Source organism: Nocardia sp. NPDC050717 (assembly GCF_040654275.1).
Lineage (GTDB): Bacteria > Actinomycetota > Actinomycetes > Mycobacteriales > Mycobacteriaceae > Nocardia.
Genome location: NZ_JBFAHR010000028.1, coordinates 1 through 24,440 on the forward strand (window position 1 = coordinate 1; position 24,440 = coordinate 24,440).

At 68.4% G+C, this 24,440-nt stretch carries 23 protein-coding genes; all 23 read right to left on the minus strand.

Annotation, left to right across the window (positions count from 1 at the left end):
* Window positions 1-295 precede the first annotated feature (295 nt).
* Window positions 296-1,576 (minus strand): UDP-N-acetylglucosamine 1-carboxyvinyltransferase, encoded by a 1,281-nt coding sequence (gene murA / locus AB0H56_RS31030; RefSeq protein ID WP_110041750.1) that lies wholly within the window; start codon window positions 1,574-1,576, stop codon window positions 296-298.
* A 79-nt stretch (window positions 1,577-1,655) separates the two neighbouring features.
* Entirely contained in the window at window positions 1,656-2,234 is a 579-nt protein-coding gene (locus tag AB0H56_RS31035) for a cob(I)yrinic acid a,c-diamide adenosyltransferase (RefSeq protein ID WP_232996997.1), read from the minus strand.
* Window positions 2,231-2,659, minus strand: a complete 429-nt coding sequence (locus tag AB0H56_RS31040; protein WP_186817507.1) for a DUF2550 domain-containing protein — start codon at window positions 2,657-2,659, stop codon at window positions 2,231-2,233. Before AB0H56_RS31040 ends, AB0H56_RS31035 begins: the two co-directional genes overlap by 4 nt.
* A gap of 175 nt (window positions 2,660-2,834) precedes the next feature.
* Window positions 2,835-3,212, minus strand: coding sequence for a F0F1 ATP synthase subunit epsilon (locus tag AB0H56_RS31045; protein ID WP_357170085.1), 378 nt, complete (start codon window positions 3,210-3,212; stop codon window positions 2,835-2,837).
* Window positions 3,213-3,218: 6 nt separating this feature from the next.
* The gene (gene atpD / locus AB0H56_RS31050) at window positions 3,219-4,667 is read right to left on the minus strand and encodes a F0F1 ATP synthase subunit beta (RefSeq protein ID WP_110041746.1); all 1,449 of its coding nucleotides are present in this window, start codon (window positions 4,665-4,667) and stop codon (window positions 3,219-3,221) included.
* 24 nt (window positions 4,668-4,691) lie between these two features.
* Window positions 4,692-5,663, minus strand: coding sequence for a F0F1 ATP synthase subunit gamma (locus AB0H56_RS31055; RefSeq protein ID WP_357170088.1), 972 nt, complete (start codon window positions 5,661-5,663; stop codon window positions 4,692-4,694).
* A 59-nt stretch (window positions 5,664-5,722) separates the two neighbouring features.
* The gene (atpA, locus tag AB0H56_RS31060) at window positions 5,723-7,363 is read right to left on the minus strand and encodes a F0F1 ATP synthase subunit alpha (RefSeq protein WP_357170091.1); all 1,641 of its coding nucleotides are present in this window, start codon (window positions 7,361-7,363) and stop codon (window positions 5,723-5,725) included.
* A 64-nt stretch (window positions 7,364-7,427) separates the two neighbouring features.
* Window positions 7,428-8,240, minus strand: coding sequence for a F0F1 ATP synthase subunit delta (locus AB0H56_RS31065; RefSeq protein WP_357170094.1), 813 nt, complete (start codon window positions 8,238-8,240; stop codon window positions 7,428-7,430).
* Window positions 8,241-8,259: 19 nt separating this feature from the next.
* On the minus strand, window positions 8,260-8,817 hold the full coding sequence (locus tag AB0H56_RS31070) for a F0F1 ATP synthase subunit B (RefSeq protein WP_357170097.1): 558 nt from the start codon (window positions 8,815-8,817) through the stop codon (window positions 8,260-8,262).
* A 5-nt stretch (window positions 8,818-8,822) separates the two neighbouring features.
* Window positions 8,823-9,071, minus strand: coding sequence for an ATP synthase F0 subunit C (locus tag AB0H56_RS31075; RefSeq protein WP_019045404.1), 249 nt, complete (start codon window positions 9,069-9,071; stop codon window positions 8,823-8,825).
* Window positions 9,072-9,149: 78 nt separating this feature from the next.
* Window positions 9,150-9,980 (minus strand): F0F1 ATP synthase subunit A, encoded by an 831-nt coding sequence (atpB, locus tag AB0H56_RS31080; protein WP_357170155.1) that lies wholly within the window; start codon window positions 9,978-9,980, stop codon window positions 9,150-9,152.
* A gap of 310 nt (window positions 9,981-10,290) precedes the next feature.
* Window positions 10,291-10,758 (minus strand): hypothetical protein, encoded by a 468-nt coding sequence (locus AB0H56_RS31085; protein ID WP_232996990.1) that lies wholly within the window; start codon window positions 10,756-10,758, stop codon window positions 10,291-10,293.
* Window positions 10,759-10,777: 19 nt separating this feature from the next.
* Window positions 10,778-11,908 carry an MraY family glycosyltransferase gene (locus AB0H56_RS31090; protein WP_110041740.1) on the minus strand — a complete coding sequence of 377 codons (1,131 nt, stop codon included), beginning with the start codon at window positions 11,906-11,908 and terminating at the stop codon, window positions 10,778-10,780.
* A gap of 13 nt (window positions 11,909-11,921) precedes the next feature.
* Complete coding sequence (locus AB0H56_RS31095) at window positions 11,922-12,587, minus strand: L-threonylcarbamoyladenylate synthase (protein WP_357170102.1); 666 nt, start codon at window positions 12,585-12,587, stop codon at window positions 11,922-11,924.
* Window positions 12,588-12,925: 338 nt separating this feature from the next.
* Entirely contained in the window at window positions 12,926-13,813 is an 888-nt protein-coding gene (gene prmC / locus AB0H56_RS31100) for a peptide chain release factor N(5)-glutamine methyltransferase (RefSeq protein ID WP_357170105.1), read from the minus strand.
* Window positions 13,814-13,907: 94 nt separating this feature from the next.
* On the minus strand, window positions 13,908-14,978 hold the full coding sequence (gene prfA, locus AB0H56_RS31105) for a peptide chain release factor 1 (RefSeq protein WP_357170108.1): 1,071 nt from the start codon (window positions 14,976-14,978) through the stop codon (window positions 13,908-13,910).
* A 90-nt stretch (window positions 14,979-15,068) separates the two neighbouring features.
* Window positions 15,069-15,299 (minus strand): 50S ribosomal protein L31, encoded by a 231-nt coding sequence (rpmE, locus tag AB0H56_RS31110; protein ID WP_022567395.1) that lies wholly within the window; start codon window positions 15,297-15,299, stop codon window positions 15,069-15,071.
* A 226-nt stretch (window positions 15,300-15,525) separates the two neighbouring features.
* The gene (rho, locus tag AB0H56_RS31115) at window positions 15,526-17,553 is read right to left on the minus strand and encodes a transcription termination factor Rho (RefSeq protein WP_357170112.1); all 2,028 of its coding nucleotides are present in this window, start codon (window positions 17,551-17,553) and stop codon (window positions 15,526-15,528) included.
* Window positions 17,554-17,893: 340 nt separating this feature from the next.
* Complete coding sequence (gene thrB, locus AB0H56_RS31120) at window positions 17,894-18,820, minus strand: homoserine kinase (protein ID WP_357170115.1); 927 nt, start codon at window positions 18,818-18,820, stop codon at window positions 17,894-17,896.
* Window positions 18,821-18,845: 25 nt separating this feature from the next.
* Window positions 18,846-19,940, minus strand: coding sequence for a threonine synthase (gene thrC / locus AB0H56_RS31125; RefSeq protein WP_357170118.1), 1,095 nt, complete (start codon window positions 19,938-19,940; stop codon window positions 18,846-18,848).
* Window positions 19,937-21,277 carry a homoserine dehydrogenase gene (locus AB0H56_RS31130; protein ID WP_357170121.1) on the minus strand — a complete coding sequence of 447 codons (1,341 nt, stop codon included), beginning with the start codon at window positions 21,275-21,277 and terminating at the stop codon, window positions 19,937-19,939. Before AB0H56_RS31130 ends, thrC begins: the two co-directional genes overlap by 4 nt.
* Window positions 21,274-22,695, minus strand: coding sequence for a diaminopimelate decarboxylase (gene lysA / locus AB0H56_RS31135; protein WP_357170124.1), 1,422 nt, complete (start codon window positions 22,693-22,695; stop codon window positions 21,274-21,276). Before lysA ends, AB0H56_RS31130 begins: the two co-directional genes overlap by 4 nt.
* Window positions 22,696-22,729: 34 nt before the next feature.
* Entirely contained in the window at window positions 22,730-24,388 is a 1,659-nt protein-coding gene (gene argS / locus AB0H56_RS31140; protein ID WP_357170127.1) for an arginine--tRNA ligase, read from the minus strand.
* Between the last annotated feature and the right edge of the window lie 52 nt (window positions 24,389-24,440).

A 24,440-nucleotide genomic window follows, 5' to 3' on the forward strand; every position in this document is an offset into this window, starting at 1 on the left:
CTCAACCGGGGGGTATGAGAAGCGGAACCAATAATAATATTGGCACTGACATTCATCGACACACTATTGAGTTCTCAAAGAACACACGCACAAGCCTCTACCCACAACATTTCATCGGGGCTTCGGCAAGGCAACTGTTCCAACCTAGCGCAGACAACCCAACCGAAGCAAGTTCGGGAGGAGTTCGACTGGCTAGATGATCAATCAGGCGCTCGGCGGACTGTGTCCGTGTCGCTCTGACTCGAACTAAGTTACGCACCGCCGAACGCGAAGTCAAATCGCCTGGTCAGACAGGCTATTTCGGCGAATCGACGCGCTCCACCTGCCCGCCGAGCGCCTGCAGCTGCTCGACGAAGCGCGGGTAGCCGCGGTCGATGTGGAACACGTCGTGCACCTCGGTGACGCCGTCGGCGACCAGACCGGCCAGCACCAGGCCGGCGCCGGCGCGGATGTCGGAGGACCAGACCGGCGCGCTCGACAGGCGCGGGATACCGCGGACCACGGCGTGGTGACCGTCGGTGCGGGCGTCGGCGCCGAGCCGGATCATCTCTTCCACGAAGCGGAACCGCGCCTCGAAGACGTTCTCGGTGATCATCGAGGTGCCGTCGGCAATCGCGGCCAGGCCGATCGCCATCGGCTGCAGATCGGTCGGGAAGCCGGGGAACGGCAGCGTCGCGAAGTTCACCGCGCGCGGGCGCTCCGGCTGGACGACGCGGAAACCGTTGGGCTCGTACGAGATTCGAGCGCCCGCGGCGCGCAGCTTGTCCAGCACGAGCGCCAGGTGCTTGGGGTTGATGCCGGTGACCCGCACGTCGCCGGTGGTCATCGCGGCGGCGATGCCCCAGGTGGCGGCGACGATCCGGTCGCCGATCACCTGGTGGGTGGTCGGCGAGAGCCGCTTGACGCCCTGCACGGTGAGCACCGAGGAACCGGCACCCTCGATCCGCGCACCCATCTGCGTGAGCATGGTGCACAGGTCGACGATGTCGGGCTCGCGCGCGGCGTTGTCGATGACCGTCTCCCCCTCGGCCAGGACCGCGGCCATCAGGATGTTCTCGGTCGCGCCGACCGACGGGAAGTCGAGGCGGATGCGCGCGCCCTGCAGCTCGTCGGCGCGGGCGACCACGCACCCGTGCTCGATCTCGCTGGTGGCGCCGAGCAGCCGCAGGCCCTGCTGGTGCATGTCCAGGGGGCGCGAACCGATCGCGTCACCGCCGGGCAGGGCGACGACCGCGCGCTTGCACCGCGCCATCAGCGGACCGAGCACACACACCGAGGCGCGGAACTGGGTGACCGCGGGGAAATCCGCGTGGTACTTCGGCTCGGGCGGGGTGACGATCGTGACGACCGAACGATCGCCGGTGGCGTCGTCGGAGATCGTCACGTCGCAACCGAGACCACGCAGCACCTCGGCCATCAGCGGGACATCGAGGATGTCCGGGCAGTTGGTGATGGTGGTCGTACCCTCGGCCAGCAAAGCGGCGGCCATCAGCTTCAGCACGCTGTTCTTCGCGCCGCCGACCGCGACCTCGCCGACGAGCTGATTACCGCCGGAGACCAGAAACCGTTCGCTCACCCCGCCAGCTTATCGACCGTTGCCCAGCGACACGCCCCCCGACGCCAAACCGACCGATCCTGGGGCCGGCGAGTCGCTTTCAGCGCTCGGCTCCGCCGCCCGGCTGCCACAGCACGTCACCCTCGGGATTGGTCGCGCGGCTCAGGATGAACAGCAGGTCCGAGAGCCGATTGAGGTATTTGGCGGGCAACACGCTGGTGTCGTCGGGGTACGCCTCGACCGCAGCCCAGGCCGAACGCTCGGCGCGGCGGACCACCGTGCGTGCCGTGTGCAACAGTGCGGCAATCGGCGTGCCGCCCGGCAGGATGAAGGAATTCAGCGGTGCCAGACCGTCGTTGAACTCGTCACACCACTTCTCCAGCCGATCGATGTAGGGCTGGGTGACGCGCAGCGGCGGGTACTTCGGCTCCGCCACCACGGGAGTGGACAGGTCGGCGCCCGCGTCGAACAGGTCGTTCTGGATCTGGCGCAGGACCGCGAGCACCGCGGGCTCCGGCGCGCCGAGCGCGACCGCGACACCGAGCGCCGCGTTGGCCTCGTCGCAGTCGGCGTAGGCCACCAGCCGGGCGTCGGTCTTGGGCACCCGCGAGAAATCGCTCAGGCCCGTGGTGCCGTCGTCACCGGTGCGGGTGTAGATCCTGGTCAAGTGCACACTCACGGCTGGCCTCCTCGCGTACGGCGGGCGCGGTCGGACGGACGCGACTCCATCCAGGACAGAAAAGCCGCCATCGATCCGCGGTCGAGTGCCAACTCGAAGCTGTTGTGCGGATCGGTGACGGCTACCACCACGATGTCCTCGCTCATGATGTCGAACTCGTCGCCCTGTGGCGCGCGCCGTTCGACGATCTCGAGGCCCTGCCGGTGCACGGTGGAATCGGGGCCGAGCTTGAGGCTGGTCAACTTGAAGAAGACGAGGCGATCCTCGTCGTAGCGGATGAGACCGTGCCGCCAGCCGTGGCCGCCCCGCGCGGGCAATACCCGCAGCAGCGCGGCCGTGCCGCCCCGGCGCAGCATCACCAGCCGGTAGGTGGATGCTCCGGCTACGAACACGAGCGTCAGCACCAGAATGATCAGGAGAACCATCCCGGTTTGCAATGCCGTACGCCCTTTCGTTCCACCGGTGTCGAAGACACCTTCGACGTCATTCAATCACGCGCGATGAACGCGATCGCGCGGGGACCGGGAAAACCGTGAAAACGCCACTGTCGGCGACGAACTCGAAAGTTCGTCGCCGACAGTGGTCGGTCTCATTCCGGGATCAAGCGGTGGCGGTGGCCTCGACCGCGCGCACCTGACCCTGCGCGACACGCTGCTCCACCTCGGAAGCACCCGCGTCGGCCAGCACCTTACGGGCCGCGTCGACATCGACCTCGGCCGCGAGATCCGCGGACTCGGCCAGCACCCGGACGGTATCGGCGGTCACCGAGAAGAAACCGCCGTGCACCGCCGCGACGATCCGCTCGCCGTCGGTCGACACGATGGACACCGTGCCGCCCTCGACGAGCTGACCGAGCAGCGGCTCGTGACCTGCCATGATGCCGATCTGACCCTCGGTGGTCTGCGCGCTGACGAACGTCGCCTGGCCGGACCAGAGCTTGCGCTCGACTGCTACGAGATCAACTGTCATCTCCGCCATGGTGGACTACTTCCCGGCGATCTTCTTCGCAGCGGCCTCGACGTCGTCGAGACCACCGCAGGAGTTGAACGCCTGCTCCGGGAAGTGGTCGAACTCGCCCTTGCAGACGCGATCGAAGTCGTCGATGGTCTGCTCCAGCGGCACGACCGAGCCCGGCTGACCGGTGAACTTCTCGGCCACGATGAAGTTCTGGCCGAGGAACTTCTCCAGGCGACGGGCGCGACCGACGAGGACCTTGTCCTCTTCGGAGAGCTCGTCCATACCGAGGATGGCGATGATGTCCTGCAGCTCCTTGTACTTCTGCAGGATCCGCTTCACCTCGTTGGCCACGCGGAAGTGACGCTCGCCGACGATCGAGGCCTCGAGGATACGAGAGGTCGAGGTCAGCGGGTCGACGGCCGGGTAGATGCCCTTCTGCGAGATCGGGCGGGAGAGCTCGGTCGTCGCGTCCAGGTGGGCGAAGGTGGTCGCCGGCGCCGGGTCGGTGTAGTCGTCGGCGGGGACGTAGATCGCCTGCAGCGAGGTGATCGAGCGACCACGGGTCGAGGTGATGCGCTCCTGGAGCTCACCCATCTCGTCCGCCAGCGTCGGCTGGTAACCCACGGCGGAGGGCATACGACCCAGCAGGGTCGAGACCTCGGAACCGGCCTGGGTGAAACGGAAGATGTTGTCGATGAAGAGCAGCACGTCCTGGTGCTGGACATCGCGGAAGTACTCCGCCATGGTCAGCGCGGACAGGGCCACGCGCATACGCGTGCCCGGCGGCTCGTCCATCTGGCCGAAGACGAGGGCGGTGTCCTGGAGAACGCCCATCTCTTCCATTTCCAGGTGGAGGTCGGTGCCCTCACGGGTACGCTCACCGACGCCAGCGAACACCGAGGTACCGGAGAACTCGCGAGCGATACGGGTGATCATCTCCTGGATCAGCACGGTCTTGCCGACACCGGCACCACCGAACAGACCGATCTTGCCGCCCTTGACGTACGGGGTCAGCAGGTCGATGACCTTGACGCCGGTCTCCAGCATCTCGGTCTTGCCCTCGAGCTGGTCGAAGCTCGGGGGCTTGCGGTGGATGCCCCACTGCTCGCCGTCGCGGCCGAGGCCGGGCGAGTCGAGGCAGTCGCCGAGGGCGTTGAACACGTGACCCTTGACGATGTCGCCGACGGGCACCGAGATCGGCTTGCCCGAGTCGGTGACGGTGGCGCCACGGACCAGACCGTCGGTGGGCTGCATCGAGATGGTGCGCACGATGTTGTCACCGAGGTGCTGGGCGACCTCGAGGGTCAGGGTCTTGGCCACCGACGCCAGCTTGATGTCGGCGTTGAGAGCGTTGAACAGCTCGGGGATGGCGCCACGCGGGAACTCGACGTCCACGACGGGGCCGATGACACGGACGACGCGGCCGGCGGCTGCGCCTGCCTTGCTCGCGTTGTCCTGAGTGACAGCTGCGGTCATTAGATTGGTTCTCTTCCTGCGCTTCTAGTCGCGGTCCGAGCTCGACGCCAGCGCGTTCACGCCGCCGACGATTTCGCTGATTTCCTGCGTGATCTGGGCCTGACGCACCGAGTTCGCCTCGCGCTGGAGCACACTGGCCAGCTCGTTGGCGTTGTCGGTCGCCGCCTTCATTGCGGTGCGCCGAGCCGCGGACTCGGATGCCGCTGCCTCGAGCAACGATGCGTAGATACGCGTGTTGATGTACTTGGGCAGCAGCGCGCCCAGCAGCACATCGGCGTCCGGCTCGAATTCGTACTGCGCCGTGGCCACCGCGTTCGGCGAATCCGAGAGGATGTCCTCGCCGAGCTCGTAGTTCTCGTCGACGAAGCTCACCTGGATCGGCGCCAGGCGGCGTACCTCCGGGGTCTGCGTCAGCATCGAGACGAACTTGGTGTACACGATGTGCAGCTCGTCGACGCCCGCGATGCTTCCGGTGCCGTCCAGCGAGGCGACCTCGCTGTCGGAACCGGCCATGAACGCCTCGACGAGGTGCTGGCACGCGGCCGACGCATCGGTGTACTTCGGCTGCTGTGAGAAGCCGGTCCACGACGCCTGGAAGGGGCGGTTGCGGAACTTGTAGTACGTGAGGCCCTTGTTGCCCATCACGTACAGCACCGGCTCCTTGCCCTCGCCACGCAGGGTGGTCATGAGCTCCTCGGCGCGCTTGAGCACGTTCGAGTTGTAGCCACCACACATACCACTGTCACTGGTGATCACCAGGACCGCGGCGCGCTTCGGGTCGGGACGCTCGTTGAGCAGCGGGTGCGACAGGTTCTTCGAGGCGCTCGCCAGCTCGCCGAGGACCTTGGTGATCTCCTCGGCGTACGGCTTGGCCGCGGCGACCCTGGCCTGGGCCTTGGAAATTCGCGAGGTCGCGATCAGTTCCTGAGCCTTGGTGATCTTCTTGATCGAATTCACACCACGAATGCGGGAGCGCAATTCGCGCAAACTTGCCACTACGATTCACTCCCTTCATTCGCCAGATCGATAGTTGCCGACATCAGTTCAGACCCGGCTTACTTGTCGACGTGCTTGCGGGTGACCGACAGCGACTCGACCTCTTCGTGGTCCAGATCGCCGGCAGCGGCCTCGTTCACGACCCGGCTGCCGTCGGAGGCCAGGAAGCCTTCCTTGAACTTGTCGGTCTCCGACTTGATCGCGTCGGCGGCCTCGCCGTCGAGCGGCTTGCGGCCACCCTCGAGCGCGTCGAAGGACGACTGGGTCGTGCTGTGCAGGTGCTCCAGCAGCTCGGCGGTGAAGCGACGCACGTCGCCGACCGGCACCGAGTCGTAGTAGCCGGCGTCGACCAGGTAGATCGAGACGACCTGATCCTCGACGGCGACCGGGGAGTACTGGTTCTGCTTGAGCAGCTCCACCCAGCGGGCACCACGCTCGAGCTGGGCCAGCGAGGCGGCGTCCAGGTCGGAGGCGAAGGCGGAGAACGCCTCCAGCTCGCGGTACTGGGCCATTTCCAGACGCAGCGAACCGGCGACCTTCTTCATGGCCTTGGTCTGGGCGGCGCCACCGACACGGGAGACCGAGGTACCGACGTTGATCGCCGGACGGACGCCCTTGTTGAACAGGTCGGACTCGAGGAAGACCTGGCCGTCGGTGATGGAGATGACGTTGGTCGGGATGAACGCCGAGACGTCGTTGGCCTTGGTCTCGATGATCGGCAGACCGGTCATCGAGCCGCCGCCCATCTCGTCGGACAGCTTCGCGCAACGCTCCAGCAGGCGGGAGTGCAGGTAGAAGACGTCACCGGGGTACGCCTCGCGGCCCGGCGGACGACGCAGCAGCAGCGAGATGGCACGGTAGGCCTCGGCCTGCTTGGTCAGGTCGTCGAACACGATCAGGACGTGCTTGCCCTGGTACATCCAGTGCTGACCGATGGCCGAACCGGTGTAGGGGGCCAGCCACTTGAAGCCGGCGGAATCCGACGCAGGGGCCGCCACAATCGTGGTGTACTCCATCGCGCCGTGCTCCTCGAGCGCGGTCTTGACGCCCGCGATGGTGGAGCCCTTCTGGCCGATCGCGACGTAGATGCAGCGAACCTGCTTGCTGGGGTCGCCCGACTCCCAGTTCGCCTTCTGGTTCAGGATCGCGTCGACGGCGACGGCGGTCTTGCCGGTCTTGCGGTCGCCGATGATCAGCTGACGCTGGCCGCGGCCGATGGCGGTCAGCGCGTCGATCGCGGTGATACCGGTGGCCAGCGGCTCCTCGACCGGCTGGCGCTCCAGAACGGTCGCGGCCTGCAGCTCGAGCACGCGGCGGTCGTCGGCTTCGATCTCGCCCAGGCCGTCGATGGCCTGACCGAGCGGGTTGACGACGCGACCGAGGAACTTGTCACCGACGGGAACCGACAGCACGTCGCCGGTGCGGCGGACCTGCTGGCCCTCTTCCAGCGAGGCGTACTCGCCGAGGATGACGGCACCGATCTCGGTGTCCTCGAGGTTCAGCGCGACGCCGAGGACGCCGCCCGGGAACTCGAGCAGCTCGTTGGCCATCGCCGAAGGCAGACCGCTGACGTGCGCGATGCCGTCGCCGGTGTCGGTCACGAGGCCGACTTCTTCGATGGAGGTTTCCGGGGTGTAGCTCTGGGTGTAGCTCTCGATCGCGCTACGGATCTCGTCGGAGGAGATCGTCAGCTCCGCCATGTTGTTCCTGCTCTCGCTGTGGTCTCGAATGTCGGGGGTTGGGAAGAGGCGTCAGTGCTGTCGATTACGACAGCGCCCGGCGCAGCTTCTCCAGTCGGCCGGTGGCGCTGCCGTCGATGACGTCGTCTCCGACGCGCACGACGACGCCGCTCAGCAGCGTCGGGTCGACCTGCACGTGCACGGTGACCGCCTTGCCGTAGATCCGCTGCAGGGAAGCGGCGAGCTTCTCCTTCTGCGGGCCACTCAGCTCGGCCGCGGCGTGCACGTGGGCGACGATCTGGTCACGACGGGCCGCCGCCAGATCGGACAGGGCGCCGAAGGCGACGCCGATGTTGTTGGTCCGCAGTCGGGTCACCGCCTGCTCGGCCAGCGTGATGGTGATCGGCTCGGCCTTGCCGTTCAGCAGCTTCACGATCAGCTCGCGCCGCGCCGAGGCGGGCTTGCCCTGATCGGACAGTGCCTGCTCCAGCTGCGGGTTGTCGGCGATGATGCGACCGAGCCGGAACAGCTCGTCCTCCACCGCTTCCAGCCGGCCGCCGTCGGCGGCGGACTCCAGCAGAGCCTCCTGCCCGAGCAGCACCAGGGTGTCGACCAGATCGCGGGTGCGCGACCAGTTCTGGGCCACCGCGGTGGTCAGCACTGCCTGCGTGGCAGCGCTGACCTTGCCGCCGAAGATCCGCTCACTGAGTTCAGCGCGCGCCGAACCCGGCACCGACACGTCCGCGAGCGCCACACGCAGCGAACGCTGGTCGTCCAGCACGGCGACAACGGCGAACAGTTCCGATCCCGTTGTGGCCGCAACAGTTTCGCTTCCGGTCAGAGCGGCCCGAAGCGCCTCGCGAGACCGGGAGCTGGCCTCGCGGCTCGCTGCGTACATGCTTCTCACTTTCGCGTCGTTACCTTCCGACCCCGATGGCGTCGGTGTCGTCGAGTTCGCTGAGGAACTTGTCGATCGACGCCGCCTGCTTGGCCTCGTCCGAAACCGACTGGCCGATGATCTTCTCGGCCAGGTCGACGGCCGTGCGGCCGACCTCGGAACGCAGCTCGGTCAGGATCTGCTGGCGCTGGGCTTCCAGCTGGGAGTGACCGGCGGCGACGATACGGTCGCTTTCGGCCTGGGCGTCCGCGCGCATCTGCGCGAGGATCTGCTGACCCTGGGTGCGCGCATCCTCGCGGATACGTGCGGCTTCCAGCCGGGCGTCGGCCAGCTGCTGCTGGTACTGCTGCAGCGTCTGCTGTGCTTCTTCCTGGGCGGCCTTGGCCCTGGCGATACCGCCTTCGATGTTGTCGGCGCGCTCATCGAGGGTCTTGGTCACACGTGGGATCACGTACTTCCAGAACAGCAGACCGATGATGGCGACGCAGACGATCGACCAGACGATGTCGTACGTTTCGGGGATGAGAGGATTCACATCCTCTCCCCCTTCGGCAGCGAGCGTGATGATTTCGCGCATCGGAATCAGAAGATGAAGCCGGCGACGAGGCCGATCAGCGCCAGGGCCTCGGTGAACGCGATGCCGAGGAACATGTTGGTACGGATCTGGCCGGCCAGCTCGGGCTGACGGGCGAAGCCCTCGATCGCCTTACCGACGACGATGCCGACGCCGATGCCGGGGCCGATCGCGGCAAGACCGTAGCCGATGGCGCCGAAGCCCTTGAAGGTGCTCTCGGTGGTCGCGGCTTCCTGGGCCAGGTAAGCGAGGCTCATGAGTCTTCTTTCCCTTTCTGTTGCTCACCCGCCGGTCGGCGTGTGTAGCAGGTTTGGCAGTACTGGTGTGGATTCAGGTCAGTGGTCGGCGGCGTGCTGCGCGAGGCTGATGTACACGGCGGTCAGCAGGGCGAACACATACGCCTGCAGGAAGATGACCAGCAGCTCGAACAGCGTGAAGCCGATGCCTGCCAGCAGCGAGAAGGGCGTGAAGACCTTCATCCACGCGGTGGCATCGAAGAGGAAGAACCAGGTGGCGCTGAAGAACAGCACCAGCATGATGTGGCCCGCCAGCATGTTGGCCATGAGTCGGACGGTCAGGGTGAACGGCCGCAGGATGAACGTCGAGACGAACTCGATCGGGATCAGCAGCACGTGCAGGGCGGGCGGGACGTCCGGAACGACGATGCTCGAGCGCATGTACTTCCAGAAGCCGTACTTGCGGATACCGACGTAGTTGAACGCGATGTAGGCGATCGCCGCGAGCACCAGCGGCATACCGACGCGGGCATTCGAGGAGATGTTCAGGAACGGCACCACACTGGAGAAGTTCAGGAACAGAACCGTGAAGAAGATCGTCGCGATCAACGGCAGGAACCGCTTACCGGTTTCCTTGCCGAGCACCTCGTCGGCGATCTGCTCCTTGACGAAAACCACCGCGGTTTCCATCACGTTCTGCAGGCCGCGCGGCACGATCTTCGGCGAGCGGAAAGCCAGCACGAAGAGGAGCACCAGAACGGCGGTCATCAGCAGGCGGATCAGCATCAAGCGATCGAGTTCGAACGGCGTACCCGCGAACAACACCGCTGGAGGGAAGAAGTCGGACAGCGATGGCGCGTGAAACTCGCCTGCCGCCAAAGTGGTGACGCTCAGCGTTCTCTCCCGTGTTCGGGCCGCGGGTACGGTCATCCCCGCGGTTCGATCGGACATTGACGATCAATGGGGTCGACTCTGGTCGGCTCGAAATTCGACAGCCGCGCATACGGTGTGTGAACCGATATAGCTGCTGTACGGGCGTCGGCGACATCGTCGACATGCTTCAACCGGGCACATTCCACCCGGATCGGCAGTAAGCATAGCGGCCCCGGGTGGGATCTCGGTGATCCCCCCTGGTAACCCGAGGCGTAGCCCCGAGTTCTCCCGGACCTGGCCCCTAGCTTGGGTGCTTGCTTACCAACACTTTACCAAGCTATCTACGACAGTGCGTAGCTGGGTGGGATTATTCCTGCTCGGAAGCCGTTTCGTCGTCTCCCGCGCGTGTCGTGACATACGGAACCTTCACGCTCACAACGCCGTACGTCTCCGCGCCGAGCACGATCAGCAGGGCGCCGACCACCGTGAAGAACAGGGCGGGCCTGCTGTAGAAGTCGAACTGGTTCAGCACGCCGACGACGATCAGCGCGACCAGCAGCTTGCCGACCCAGCTGACCAGCAGGACCAGGCCCTGGGTGCTCGGCGGCAGCTTGGCGCCGAGCATCACCGACACCAGCGTGGTGAGGATGAACCCGCCGCCGATGGCCGCGCCGAGCAGCGCGCCCCACAGGCCGGGTGTCCCGGCGACCGCGGTGGCGATCACCACCGAGACGACCACGAGCACACCGAGCCCGATCAGGCCGTAGCGCAGCGCGGTACGGAGCGGGGCGTCGGGGCCGGGCACGGGTCGCGGTGTAAAGCTCACGGCCCGCACTTTACCTTGCGGGCCCCGATCAGCTCTTCGCCGACTCCACCCGGCGCATCGAGGGGATGGCGGTCACTACCAGCGCGAACACCAATCCACCCGCCACCAGCAACACCACAAGCCGCCGATCCATCAATGAGGTCCCCACCGCGCCGAAGGCCAGCACCCCGACCCACAAATAGATCAGCAGGACGACGCGGCGCTGCGAATGCCCGATCTGCAACAAACGGTGATGCAGATGCATTTTGTCCGGCGTGGAGAAGCTCACGCCGGCGCGCACGCGCCGCACGATCGCCAGCAACAGATCGAGCACCGGAATGAACATCACGGCGCCCACCAGCAACAGCGGCGAGAGCAAACCCACAATGTCGCGTGGGCCGTAGCCCTGCAGCGGAATTCGGCCGGAGGCACCGGTGGAAACGGCGGCCAGCATCAATCCGATCATCATCGAGCCGGAATCGCCCATGAAGATTCGGGCCGGCGAGAAATTGTGCGGCAGAAATCCCAGGCACGCGCCGGCGAGCGCGGCGGCCAGCAACGCGGGCGGATACGTGTCGACCGAACCGCCCTGGTCGTAGAGCAAACCCACGGAGAACACGAAAACGGCACCGGCGCAGATCAAACCGAGCCCGGCGGCGAGACCGTCCAGGCCGTCGACGAAGTTCATCGCGTTCACCAGGGTGACGGTGATACCGACCGTCACCAGACCGCCCTGCAGCGCGTCGAGCACCACGGTGCTGTCGTTGAACGGGTCGTAGATGACATACCAGCTCAGGCCCATCACGGCCATCACACCGGCCGCGGTCACCTGGCCCGCGAATTTGGTGAGCGCGTCGAGTCCCCAGCGGTCGTCGACGATGCCGACGAGCACGATGATCGTGGCCGCGACCAGCACGGCCGGAATATCGGGCGCGTAATCGAATCCACGGCGCAACGCGGGCAATTGGTGCGCGAACAGGACCGCGGCGACCACGCCGATATACATGCCGACGCCGCCCATCCGGGGAATGGGCTTGACGTGCACATCGCGCTCACGCGGAATCGCGACCGCGCCGAAGGCGATGGCGAGCGTCCGGATGCCGCCGGTGGCCAGGAAGGTCACCGTGGCCGAGACGAGCAGCACGAGCACCAGCTCGCGCAGGGGAACGACCGTGCTCATCGGATGCGTGCGATCACCGCTGTGCGGAGCTGACCAGGGCGTCGGGCGCCATGCCGAGCACCTCCGCGATGTCGGCCAGCGGCACCGCGCCTTCGCGCAGCACCCGCGGCTGATCCGCGGTCAGGTCGACGATGGTGGAGGCCACCGCGTGCTCGGCCGGACCGCCGTCGAGATACACACTCGCCAGCGCGCCCAGCTGCTCGCGGGCCTGCTCGACGGTGCTCGCCGGGGGCTGACCCGACACGTTGGCGCTCGACACGGCCAGCGGGCCGACCTCGCGCAGCAGTTCCAGCGCCACGGGGTGCAACGGCATGCGCAGCATCACCGTGCCGCGGGTGTCGCCGAGATCCCAGGCCAGCGAGGGCGCGGCCTGCACCACCAGGCTCAGCGCGCCGGGCCAGAACGCGCGGATCAGGTCACGCGCCTGCGGGCGCACCGAGAAGACCAGGCCGTCGATGGTGTGCCAGGAACCGACCAGCACCGGGACGGGCATGTCACGGCCGCGGCGCTTGGCGGCGAGCAACGAGGCCACCGCCTCGGAATCGAACGCGTCGGCCGCCAGGCCGTACAGCGTGTCGGTCGGCATCACGACCAGGCGGCCGGACTTCAGCGCGCTGGTGGCGGCGGAGAGGCCAGCGGCCCGAGACGCCGGATCAGCACAGTCGTAGACGGTACTCACGCTTAGCTTCGCCTTCCCGCGATTTCTGCCGGACTTCGGTGGCCGACAATATTCCGCTGCCCCGGGTCTCGTGCTCGTCGGGGTTGCGGCAAGTTGTCGAGGTCCCACGATTCTTGCCGGTCTTCGGTGTGCGGCAAGAGTCTAGCCCCCGCACGGGGCTCCACCTGCGTGGGGACTTTGCCGGGCGGCGGCCCACCGGTCGACCGGCTCCGGCCGCGTCCACCACTCCCCAGCTGCTGGGGGTGTGCTGACAGGGTGCGCTACGGGATACCCGCGGCCGCCCGGCGCGCCGTGGTCGTGCGGAGACGCCGGATTCCGGCCGAGGTTCGGCCGCGGGATCAGGGTTTGCTGTGCCGGGCCGCGACGACGAATCGCGGCTTGCCCGCCAGATCGGGATGCTCGACGATGTCGGCGAAGCCGGCGCCGGCCAGCAGGGCGGCCACTCCCCCGCCGTTGGTGTCGTCGTGTTCGATCGCGGTGGCACCGCCGGGGCGGAGCAGGCGCGCGATGGTGGGGACCATGGCCCGGATGACGTCGAGGCCGTCGGGGCCGCCGAAGAGGGCACGATGCGGATCGTGGTCGGCGACCTCGGGCTCGAGGACGGCGCCGTCGGGGATGTAGGGCGGGTTCGAGACCACCAGGTCGACGCGGCCGGACAGCTCGCTGAGCAGGGCGGGGTCGGTGACGTCGGCGGCGTGCAGGGTGATCGGGGTGTCGCCGTCGGCGCCGCGGTCGCCGGCATTGCGGCGGGCCCAGGCCAGCGCGCCGGGGTCGAGTTCGACGGCGTGGACCCGCACGTCGGGGCGGGCGTGCGCGATCGCCAGGGCCAGCGCGCCCGTGCCGGTGCACAGATCGACGACGATCGGGTCGTGATCGTGCGGCAGCGTCTCCAGCCAGGCCAGCGCCCACGCGAACAGCAGCTCGGTCTCCGGGCGCGGCACGAACACCCCGGGGCCGACGGCGAGGTCGATCTCGCCCATCGCGGCGGTTCCGGTCAAGTGCTGCAAGGGGATTCGCGCGGCTCGCTGCTCGACCAGCGCCGTGAACCGCGCGGCCTCGGCCGGTTCGATCATCGGATGCAGCGCCAGGCGCATCCGGTCGACGCCGAGCACGTGCGCGGCCAGGTTCTCCGCGTCCGGCAGCGGGGACGCCACACCCGCCGTAGCCAGCCGCTCCGCCGCGGCGACGATCAGCGGACGCAGCCGAACGCGTTCGGTCACCGACATGCTCGCGTGCCCTCCTCGGCCGGGCCTGCCGGATCAGCCGTCCGCCGTTGCCGTCCGCCGGTGACCCCGCGCACCGACCGCTCGGTCACGACGACTACTCGGCGGCCATGCGCGCGTCGCGGTCGGCCTTGCCGAGCGCGTCGAGCAGCGCGTCCATGTCACCGTCGAGAACGGCGTCGAGGTTGTGCGCCTTGAAGCCGATGCGGTGATCGGCGATCCGGTTCTCCGGGAAGTTGTAGGTGCGGATGCGCTCGGAACGGTCGACCGTGCGGATCTGGCTGGCGCGGCCGGCCGCGGCCTCCTGCTCGGCCTGCTCCTCGGCCAGCGCCTGCAGCCGGGCGGCGAGCACCTGCATCGCGCGCGCCTTGTTCTGCAGCTGCGAGCGTTCGTTCTGGCAGGTCACCACGATGCCGGAGGGCAGGTGGGTGATGCGGACCGCGGAGTCGGTGGTGTTGACGCCCTGACCGCCCTTGCCGGAGGAGCGGTAGACGTCGATGCGCAGGTCGGTCTCGTCGATCTGCACCTGCTCGACCTCGTCGGGCTCAGGGTAGATCAGCACGCCCGCGGCGGAGGTGTGGATGCGGCCCTGCGACTCGGTCACCGGCACCCGCTGCACGCGGTGCACGCCGCCCTCGAACTTGAAGCGCGACCACACGCCGTCCCTGGCGGCGTCGCGGCTCTTGATCGACAGCGTCGCGTCCTTGTAGCCGCCGAGGTCGGAGTAGGTGACGTCGAGCGTCTCCACCTTCCAGCCGTGCCGCTCGGCGTAGCGGATGTACATGCGGGCCAGATCAGCGGCGAACAGCGCCGACTCCTCGCCGCCCTCGCCGGACTTCACCTCGAGCACCACGTCGTCGCCGTCGTGCGGGTCGCGCGGGGCGAGCAGGTCGGCCAGCTGCTGTTCCAGCTCGGTCAGCTGCGCTTCCAGGCCCGGCACCTCGGCGGCGAAGGCGGAATCGTCGGCGGCCAGCTCGCGCGCCGCCTCGAGATCATCGCGGACCGATTCCAGCTTGCGATAGGTGGTCATCACCGGCGCCAGCTCGGCGAACCGCTTGCCGACGCGGCGCGCGGCACCCGCGTCGTTGTGCAGCGACGGATCCGCCAGCTGCGTCTCCAAGCCCTGGTACTCGGCGAGAATGTCGTCGATGGCTGACGGCTGCGTCACGGTGAATTTCCTTATGGGGTGCGGTGCGCTGGACAACAGAAACCACCGACGCCCGGCCTGCTGAGCAGAACCGGGCGTCGGAGGAGGCAACTAGGAGGCGTCGGCCTTCTTGCCGGCGCGCTTGCCGTAGCGAGCCTCGAAGCGAGCCACGCGGCCGCCGGTGTCGAGGATCTTCTGCTTGCCCGTGTAGAACGGGTGGCACTGCGAGCAGACCTCGACCGTGATCTGGCCGGACTCCTTGGTGGAGCGAGTCTGGAAGGTGTTGCCGCAACCACACACGACGGTGGTGTCGACATACGTGGGGTGGATTCCTGCCTTCATGGGCGTCCTCTCGATAATGGTCGCCGGGTCGCATGCCGCTGGAGCGCGGAATACGTGAACCGGAACCGACTAGGCGGGATGTCTGCGAAGCCGCAGACACACAGCGGTCCAGTATGCCAGATGGGGCCGCACGTACCGAAAACACCCCCGACCACCGGATTGTTCCCGGCCCCCACAGACGCGAACAGGGGCCCCGCCGCGGCGGGGCCCCTGTTTCGTCAGCCGATCACTCGTCGAGTGCGCCCGGCGCGGTCTTGGAGACCGTCATCAGGAACTCGAGGTTGTTCTTGGACTTCTTGAGCCGGTCCATCAGCAGGTCGATCGCCTGGTGCGAATCGAGGCCGCTGAGCACGCGACGCAGCTTGTGCACGACCGCCATCTCGTCCGGCGACATCAGCAGCTCGTCGTGGCGAGTGCTCGACGGATTGATGTCGACGGCCGGGAACACGCGCCGCTCGGCGATCTTGCGATCGAGCTTGAGCTCGGCGTTGCCGGTGCCCTTGAACTCCTCGAAGATCACCGTGTCGCCGGTGGAACCGGTCTCCACCATCGCCGTGGCGATGATGGTGAGCGAGCCACCGTTCTCGATGTTGCGCGCCGCGCCGAGGAACCGCTTGGGCGGGTACAGCGCGGTCGAATCGACACCACCGGAGAGGATGCGACCCGAGGCGGGCGAGGAGTTGTTGTACGCACGGCCCAATCGGGTGATCGAGTCGAGCAGCACCACCACGTCTTTGCCCATCTCCACCAGGCGCTTGGCCCGCTCGATGGCGAGCTCGGCGACGGAGGTGTGGTCGGCAGGCGGCCGGTCGAAGGTGGAGGCGATGACCTCACCCTTCACCGAACGCTGCATGTCGGTGACCTCTTCGGGACGCTCGTCGACCAGCACGACCATGAGGTAGCACTCGGGGTTGTTGATCGCGATCGCGTTGGCGATGTCCTGCATGATCGTGGTCTTGCCCGCCTTGGGCGGGGACACGATCAGCGCGCGCTGACCCTTGCCGATCGGCATGATCAGGTCGATCACGCGGGTGGTCAGCTTGTTCTGGGTGGTCTCCAGGCGCAGGCGCTGGTTCGGGTACAGCGGCGTGAGCTTCTGGAAGTCGGGACGGCGCTTGGCCGCCTCCACCTCGCCGCCGTTGACCGTGTCCAGGCGCACCAGCGGGTCGAACTTCTGGCGCTGGTTGCTCTGCTCGCCGTCGCGCGGGGCGCGCACCGCACCGGTGATCGCGTCACCGCGGCGCAGGCCGTTCTTGCGGACCAGGTTCATCGAGACGTACACGTCGTTCGGGCCGGCCAGGTAGCCGGAGGTCCGCACGAACGCGTAGTTGTCCAGGACGTCGAGGATGCCGGCGACCGGCTGCAGGACGTCGTCCTCGCGGATCTCGAAGTCGCGGGCCTCGCCGCCCCCACCGGCGCCACCGTCGCGGTCACGCCCACGACGACGCTCGCGGAAGCGACGGCCCCGGCGGCCCCGGCCGCCTTCCTCGTCGTCACCGCCGCGGTCGTCGCGCGGACCGCGATTGCCGGCGTTGCCGTTCTGGTTCTGGTTCTGGTTGCGATCGCCACGGTCACCGCGGTCGCCACGCTCGCGACGACGCTCGCCCTGCTCGCCGCCATCGGCCTTGTCGGCCTGCTTGGTCTCCTCGGCGCGGTTCTCGGCCTGGGCGTTCTCGCCGCCACCGGAACGGGCCTGGTCACGACCGCGACGCTGCCGACCACGGCCACGCTGACCGCCCTCGCGACCGGAATCCTCGGTCGACTCGGCGGCGGGCTTGGACTCGGCCTGCTCGGCCGGAGCCTGCTCGGTCCTGGTCTCGGCGGCCTGCTTCTCGGCGGGCGCGGCCTTCTCGGCCTTCGCGGGGCGCTCGGCCTTCGCGGGCGCCTGCGCCTTGGCGGGCGCGTCGTTCTTGGCGGGCGCCTCGCTCTTGGCGGGTGCGTCGGCCTTGGCGGCGGGCGCGTCGGCCGTCACGGCAGCGGCCTCGGCGGGCTTACCCGCCTTCGCGGGCGCTCCGGCCTGATTCTCCTTGATGGCGGCGATGAGATCGCCCTTGCGCATCCCGGAGGTGCCTCGGATACCGAGCTCCCCCGCCAGTGCGCGCAACTGCGGCAACAGCATTCCAGTCAGCCCCGATCGTGCGACGTCGGTATGTTCGCTCATTTTCGAAATCTGTCCGGATTCACTTTCGCGGCCGCCCGAGTTCGTAGGGTTGGATTCCACCCCGGGTGTCGCGAGCAGGTCCGTATCTGTCACGGAAATCCTTTCCTTCCCTCGAATGCCGTGTGCTGAATCGAGGGTTCGTTCCGTAGACCCGGCACCGTGTGCCGAGCTCGGATTACGCGTCCGACCGGACGCCTGTGCCGTACTACCCGCCCCGCCGGACCGGAGGCTTCGCCACCAGAAGACAGTGGTGAGGAGAGATCATTCCAGTTGAGCGGCTTCTCGGCGTCGCAGCACCCCCATGGTGTGGAGGCTCGAGCCTGGAGCCTGCTGGAGCGATTGCCCTGATGAAGCACCGGCGTCTGATGCGCACGATGTACGGACAAGCCCAGAATAGCTGCCCATTGTGAACAACGGCAAGGCAGGCACGCCGTCAGTCGACGACGACGCCGTCCGCGATGCCGGGTTCGACCACACGCAGCCCGTCCGATTCCGCCTGTTTGCGCAGGTCATCGGGGAAATCGTCGGTGGCGAGCGCCAGAATCGTTGGCCCGGCGCCGGACACCGTCGCGGCGATTCCCGCCGCCCGCAGCCGCTCGATCCAGGCCGTGGTGAGCGGTAGCGCGGGCGCACGCTGGGTCTGATGCAGCCGGTCCTCGGTGGCGGGCAGCAGCAGATCGGGGCGCTCGGTGAGCGCCACGACGGCCAGCGCCGCCCGGCTGACGTTGAACGCCGCGTCACCGTGGGGCACCTGCTCGGGCAGCAGGCCGCGGGTGTGCGCGGTGGACGAGCGCTCCTGCGGGATCAGGACCACCGGACGCAGCGCCGCGGCGGGGCGCAGGCGCACGGCCCGGTAGGCCCGCTCCGGCTCGGCATCGGTTTCGGTCCACGACACCACGATTCCGCCGAGCACGCTGGCCGCGGCGTTGTCGGGGTGACCCTCGAACTCCGCGGCGAGCTGCACCAGGCGGTCCTCGTCGAGGCGCAGCTCGGGGTCGAACTTCGCGGCCAGCCCGGCGCCCGCGGCCAGGCCGCCGACCACCGCGGAGGCGCTGGAGCCCAGGCCACGCGAGTGCGGAATCACGTTGCGGCACACCACATCGAGCCCATCGGCCCAGACGCCGAGCGATTCGAGTCCGCGTTCGATCGCCCGCACCACCAGATGCGTTGGGCCCCACGGCACGTCGTCGGCACCCTCACCCTCGACGCGGATGTCGAGACCCGAATCGGTCGTGCGCACCACGATCTCGTCGTAGAGGCCCAATGCCATTCCCAGGCAGTCGAATCCGGGTCCGAGGTTGGCCGTGGACGCGGGCACGCGCACGGTGACTTCGAGGCCGGCGGGCAGGGTGGCTGTCATCAGCCTGCTCTCGCGCGCGCTCAACTCAGGCCAGCTCGAGTGCGTGGGCGATGGCCACCGGGTCGACGGCGATCGGCGTGACCTCGGGCATCCCGGCCAGCGCGTTGTCGGGGTCTTTGAGACCGTTGCCGGTCACGGTGCAGACCACGGTCAGACCCGAATCCAGCCAGCCCTCCTCGCGGGCGGCCAGCAGACCGGCCACGCTCGCGGCCGACGCGGGCTCGACGAACACGCCCTCGGTCGCGGCGACCAGGCGGTACGCGGCCAGGATCTCCTCGTCGGTGGCCGCGCGGAAGGCGCCGCCGGACTGCTCCTTGGCCTCCATCGCGCCGTTCCAGGACGCGGGCGCGCCGATCCGGATGGCGGTGGCGACGGTCTCCGGGTCCTTCACCGGGGCGCCGTTGACCAGCGGCGCGGCGCCGGCGGCCTGCACGCCGAGCATGCGCGGCAGCGAAGTGGTGACGCCGTCGGCGTGGTACTCGCGGTAGCCGCGCCAGTAGGCGGTGATGTTGCCCGCGTTGCCCACCGGCAGCGCGTGCACGTCGGGCGCCTTGCCGAGCACGTCGCAGATCTCGAACGAGGCGGTCTTCTGGCCCTCGATGCGGGCCGGATTGACCGAGTTCACCAGGCCGACCTCGGGGAAGTCGGAGGTCACCTTGCGGGCCAGCTCGAGACAGTCGTCGAAGTTGCCCTCGACCTGGATGATCTTGGCGCCGAGCATGACGGCCTGGGCCAGCTTGCCCATCGCGATCTTGCCCTGCGGGATCAGCACGGCGCACTCCATGCCCGCGCGGGTGGCGTAGGCGGCGGCCGAGGCCGAGGTGTTGCCGGTCGAGGCGCACAGCACGGCCTTCTGGCCGCGGTATTTGGCGTCGGTCATCGCCATGGTCATGCCGCGGTCCTTGAACGAACCGGTCGGGTTGGCGCCCTCCACCTTGAGGTACACCTCGCACCCGGTGAGCTCGGACAGGTGCGTCGCGGGCACCAGCGGGGTACCGCCCTCGAACAGGGTCACCGGTTCCCAGTCGGCGGCACCTTCGAGCCGATCACGGTAGGCCGCGATCAGACCCGGCCAGCGCGAGTGCACGCCGAGCTGGGGGGCGATGCCAGTGGTACTCATGATTCTTCGGTGCCTTCCAGTCTGAGAACGCTGGTCACAGCGGTGACCGAATCCATTTCCGCCAATGCCGCGACAGTATCGGCCAGCGAGGACTCCACCGCATGGTGGGTGACGACCACGAGCCTGGCGCCGTCGCCATGGCCCTGCTGCCGCACCGTGGAGATGCTCACGCCACGCTGGGAGAACTCCCCGGCCACCGCGGCGAGCACGCCGGGGCGGTCCTCCACCTGCAGGTTCACGTGGTAGCGGGTGGGGGTGTCGCCGATCGGCGCGATCGGCAGCTCAGCATAGACCGATTCGCCGGGCGCGCGACCACCGTAGAACTTGTTCCGCGCGGCCATCACCAGGTCGCCGAGCACCGCCGACGCGGTCGGCGCGCCACCGGCGCCCTGGCCGTAGAACATCAGCCTGCCCGCGTTGTCGGCCTCGACGACCACGGCGTTGAACGCGCCGTTGACCGCGGCCAGCGGGTGCCTGCGCGGGATCAGCGCCGGGTACACCCGCACCGAGACGCGGTCCTTGCCGCCCTCCTCGGCGGTCGGCTCGCCCGGACCGGCGGCCACGCGCTCGCAGATGGCGAGCAGCTTCACCGTGCAGTCGACGGCCGAGGCCGTCTCCAGGTCCTCGGCGGTGATCTTGGAGATGCCCTCGCGGTACACATCGGCCGCGGTCACGCGGGTGTGGAAGGCCAGCGAGGCCAGGATGGCGGCCTTGGCCGCGGCATCGTAGCCCTCGACGTCGGCGGTCGGGTCGGCCTCGGCGTAGCCGAGCGCGGTCGCCTCGGCGAGCACGTCGTCGTAGGCGGCGCCGGTCTCGTCCATCGCGGAGAGGATGAAGTTGGTGGTGCCGTTGACGATGCCGACCACCCGGTTCACCCGGTCACCCGAAAGCGACTGGATCAGCGGGCGCACCACGGGGATGGCGCCGGCGACGGCGGCCTCGAAGTACAGGTCGGCGCGGCTGCGCTCGGCGGCGGCGGCCAGCTCGCCGGTGTAGTCGGCGAGCAGCGCCTTGTTGGCGGTGACGACGGACTTGCCCGCCGACAGCGCGGCACCGATCAGCCCGCGGGCCGGATCGATCCCGCCCATGACCTCGACGACCAGGTCGACGTCGTCACGGGCGACGAGCGCCTCGGCGTCGGTGGTGAGCAGTTCGGCCGGCAGGCCGCGGTCCTTGCCCAGGTCGCGCACGGCCACGCCGCGCAGCACCAGCGGCGCGCCGATCCGCGAACGCAGGTCCTCGCTGTGCTCGCGCAGCACGCGGACCACCTCGGTGCCGACCGTGCCCATGCCGAGCACGGCCACACCCAGCGGACGCCCCGCTTCCCCGTTGTTCATTCCTGTACCTCCAGGCTCAGCAGGTCCGCCACCGTCTCCCGGCGCAGAATCAGTCGCGACGCACCGTCGCGCACCGCGACCACGGCGGGCCGGGTGAGCTGGTTGTAGCGGCTCGACATCGAATAGCAGTACGCGCCGGTCGCCGCCACGGCGACCAGGTCACCGGGGCCGGCGTCGGCGGGCATCCAGGTGTCACGGATGACGATATCGCCACTCTCGCAATGCTTTCCGACCACGCGCGCCACCACGGCGTGCGCGTCGGAGGAGCGCGAGACCAGACGGCAATCGTAATCGGCCTGGTACAGCGCGGGGCGGATGTTGTCGCTCATGCCGCCGTCGACGCTGACGTAGCGGCGGCGCGCGCCACCGTCGAGCTCGACGTCCTTGATGGTGCCGACCTCGTAGAGGGTGACGGTGCCCGGCCCCGCGATGGCGCGACCCGGCTCGACGGCGATGGTCGGCTCGGGCAGCCCGGCGCGGGCGGCCTCGGCGGCGACCAGACCGCGCAGGTTGGCGGCGAACTCGTCCAGCGGCGGCGGGTTGTCGCTGGGCAGGTACGAGATACCGAGGCCACCGCCCAGGTCCAGGGTGGAGATCTGCGCGGTGCGCTCGATACCGAACTTGTCGATGGCCTCGCGGAGCAGGCCGAGCATGCGGCGCGCGGCGATCTCGAAGCCGTCGAGCTCGAAGATCTGCGAGCCGATGTGGCTGTGCAGGCCGACGAGGCGCAGGTTGTCGGTCTCGAAGACCCTGGCCAGCGCCTCCATGGCGTCGCCGCCGGCGATCGAGAAGCCGAACTTCTGGTCCTCGTGCGCGGTGGAGATGTACTCGTGGGTGTGCGCCTCGACGCCGACGGTCACCCGGACCAGCACGTCCTGGACGACACCCGCCGCGCCGGCAACCGCCTCGAGCCGCTCGATCTCGTAGAGCGAGTCGACGACCACGTGCCCGACACCCGCGGCGACCGCGGCCTCGAGCTCGGACACCGACTTGTTGTTGCCGTGCAGCGCGATCCGCTCGGCCGGGAACCCGGCGTGCAGCGCGACGGCCAGTTCGCCGCCGGAACACACGTCCAGCGACAGGCCCTCGTCGCGGATCCAGCGGGCGATCTCGCCGCACAGGAACGCCTTGGACGCGTAGTGCACGCGAGCGTTGGGCCCGAAGGCGCGCACCATGTCGCGGCAGCGGGAGCGGAAGTCGTCCTCGTCGATCACGAACAGCGGCGTGCCGTACTCGGCCGCCAGCTCGGTGACGGGCACGCCGGCCACCGTCACGACGCCGTCGTCGCCACGCGCGGCATTGCGCGGCCAGACGTTGGCGGGGAGGTCGATCATCTCCCTGGGGTCGCTGGGCCGCTCGGCCAGACTCGGCGCGTGCGGGATCTCTGCGTGCCGGGGACCGGCCGGGTGTGCACTCATCTCGGAGCGTCCTTCCTGAATAACGAGCCGGTGGTCACATGCGCTCCGGTGCGCTGACGCCGAGCAGCGCCAGGCCGTTGGCCAGCACCTGGCGGGTGGCCTTGACCAGTTCGAGGCGGGCGGCGTTGAGCGGGGTGACGGCGTCGTCGCCCTTGGGCAGCACGCGCATGTCGTCGTCGGACTGGAAGGGGTGGTACACACCGGCCAGTTCTTCGAGGTAGCGGGCCACGCGATGCGGTTCGCGGGTCTCGGCGGCGGTGGCGACCACGCGCGGGAAATCGCCGAGGGTGCGGATCAGGTCACCTTCGCGATCCGAGCTCAGCAGCGCGAAATCCGGTGCGACGGAGTCGAATTCGAAGGCCTGCGCGTTGTCCATGATGCGGCAGGTGCGAGCGTGCGCGTACTGCACGTAGTAGACCGGGTTCTCGTTGCCCGCCTTCGTCCACAGGCCGAGGTCGATGTCGATGCTCGAGTTCACCGAGGACCGCACCAGCGAGTAGCGCGAGGCGTCGACGCCGATCGCCTCGACCAGGTCGTTGAGGGTCACCACGGTGCCCGCGCGCTTGCTCATCTTCACGGCCTGGCCGTCGCGGACCAGGTTCACCATCTGCCCGATCAGCACCTCGACGGTGTCGGGGTCGTCGCCGAAGGCGGCCGCGGCGGCCTTGAGCCTGCCGATGTAGCCGTGGTGGTCGGCGCCGAGCATGTAGATGGCCAGGTCGAAGCCGCGGGCGCGCTTGTTCTGGAAGTAGGCGATGTCACCGGCGATGTAGGCGGCGTTGCCGTCGCTCTTGAGGACCACGCGGTCCTTGTCGTCGCCGAACTCGGTGGACGCGATCCACCAGGCGCCGTCCTTCTCGTACAGGTTGCCCGAGTTCTTCAGCTCCTCGACGGCGCGCTCGACGGCGCCGGAGGCGAACAGTTCGCTCTCGTTGAAGTACACGTCGAAGTCGGTGCCGAAGTCGTGCAGATCCTGCTTGATCTGGGCGAACATCTGCTGCACGCCCTCGCGCCGGAACAGCTCGTGCCGCTGGTCGGCGGGCAGGGAGAGCGCGTCGGGGTGCGCGGCGACGATGGTGGCGGAGATCTCCCGGATGTACTCGCCCGCGTAGCCGTCCTCGGGGGTCGGCTCGCCGAGGGCGGCCGCGACCAGCGACTTCGCGAAGCGGTCGATCTGCGCGCCGTGGTCGTTGAAGTAGTACTCGCGGGTGACCTCGCCACCCTGCGCGGCCAGGATGCGGCCCAGCGCGTCGCCCACCGAGGCCCAGCGGGTGCCACCGAGGTGGACCGGGCCGGTCGGGTTGGCGGAGACGAACTCCAGGTTGATCTTGGTGCCGGCCAGCGCCGACCCGGTGCCGAACCGTTCCCCCGCGGCCAGGATCTGCGCGACGATCGCGCCCTGCGCCGAGGCGGCGAGGCGGATGTTCAGGAAGCCGGGGCCCGCGACGTCGGCGACCTCGATGCCGTCGGTCGCCGAGAGTGCCTCGGCCAGCCATCCGGCCAGCTCGCGCGGGTTGGTTCCGACTCGCTTGGCCACCTGCATGGCCACATTCGTGGCATAGTCGCCGTGTTCGGGGTTGCGCGGACGCTCCACCGTGACCTGCTCGGGCAGGACTGAAGAGTCCAGTCCACGTTCGACAAGCACCTTCGCGGCCGTGGTGCGAAGGAGATCTGCAAGGTCAGCTGGAGTCACGAGTCTCTATCCTATTGGCTGGGCGGGTCGCAACCACGACCGCCCGGTACGA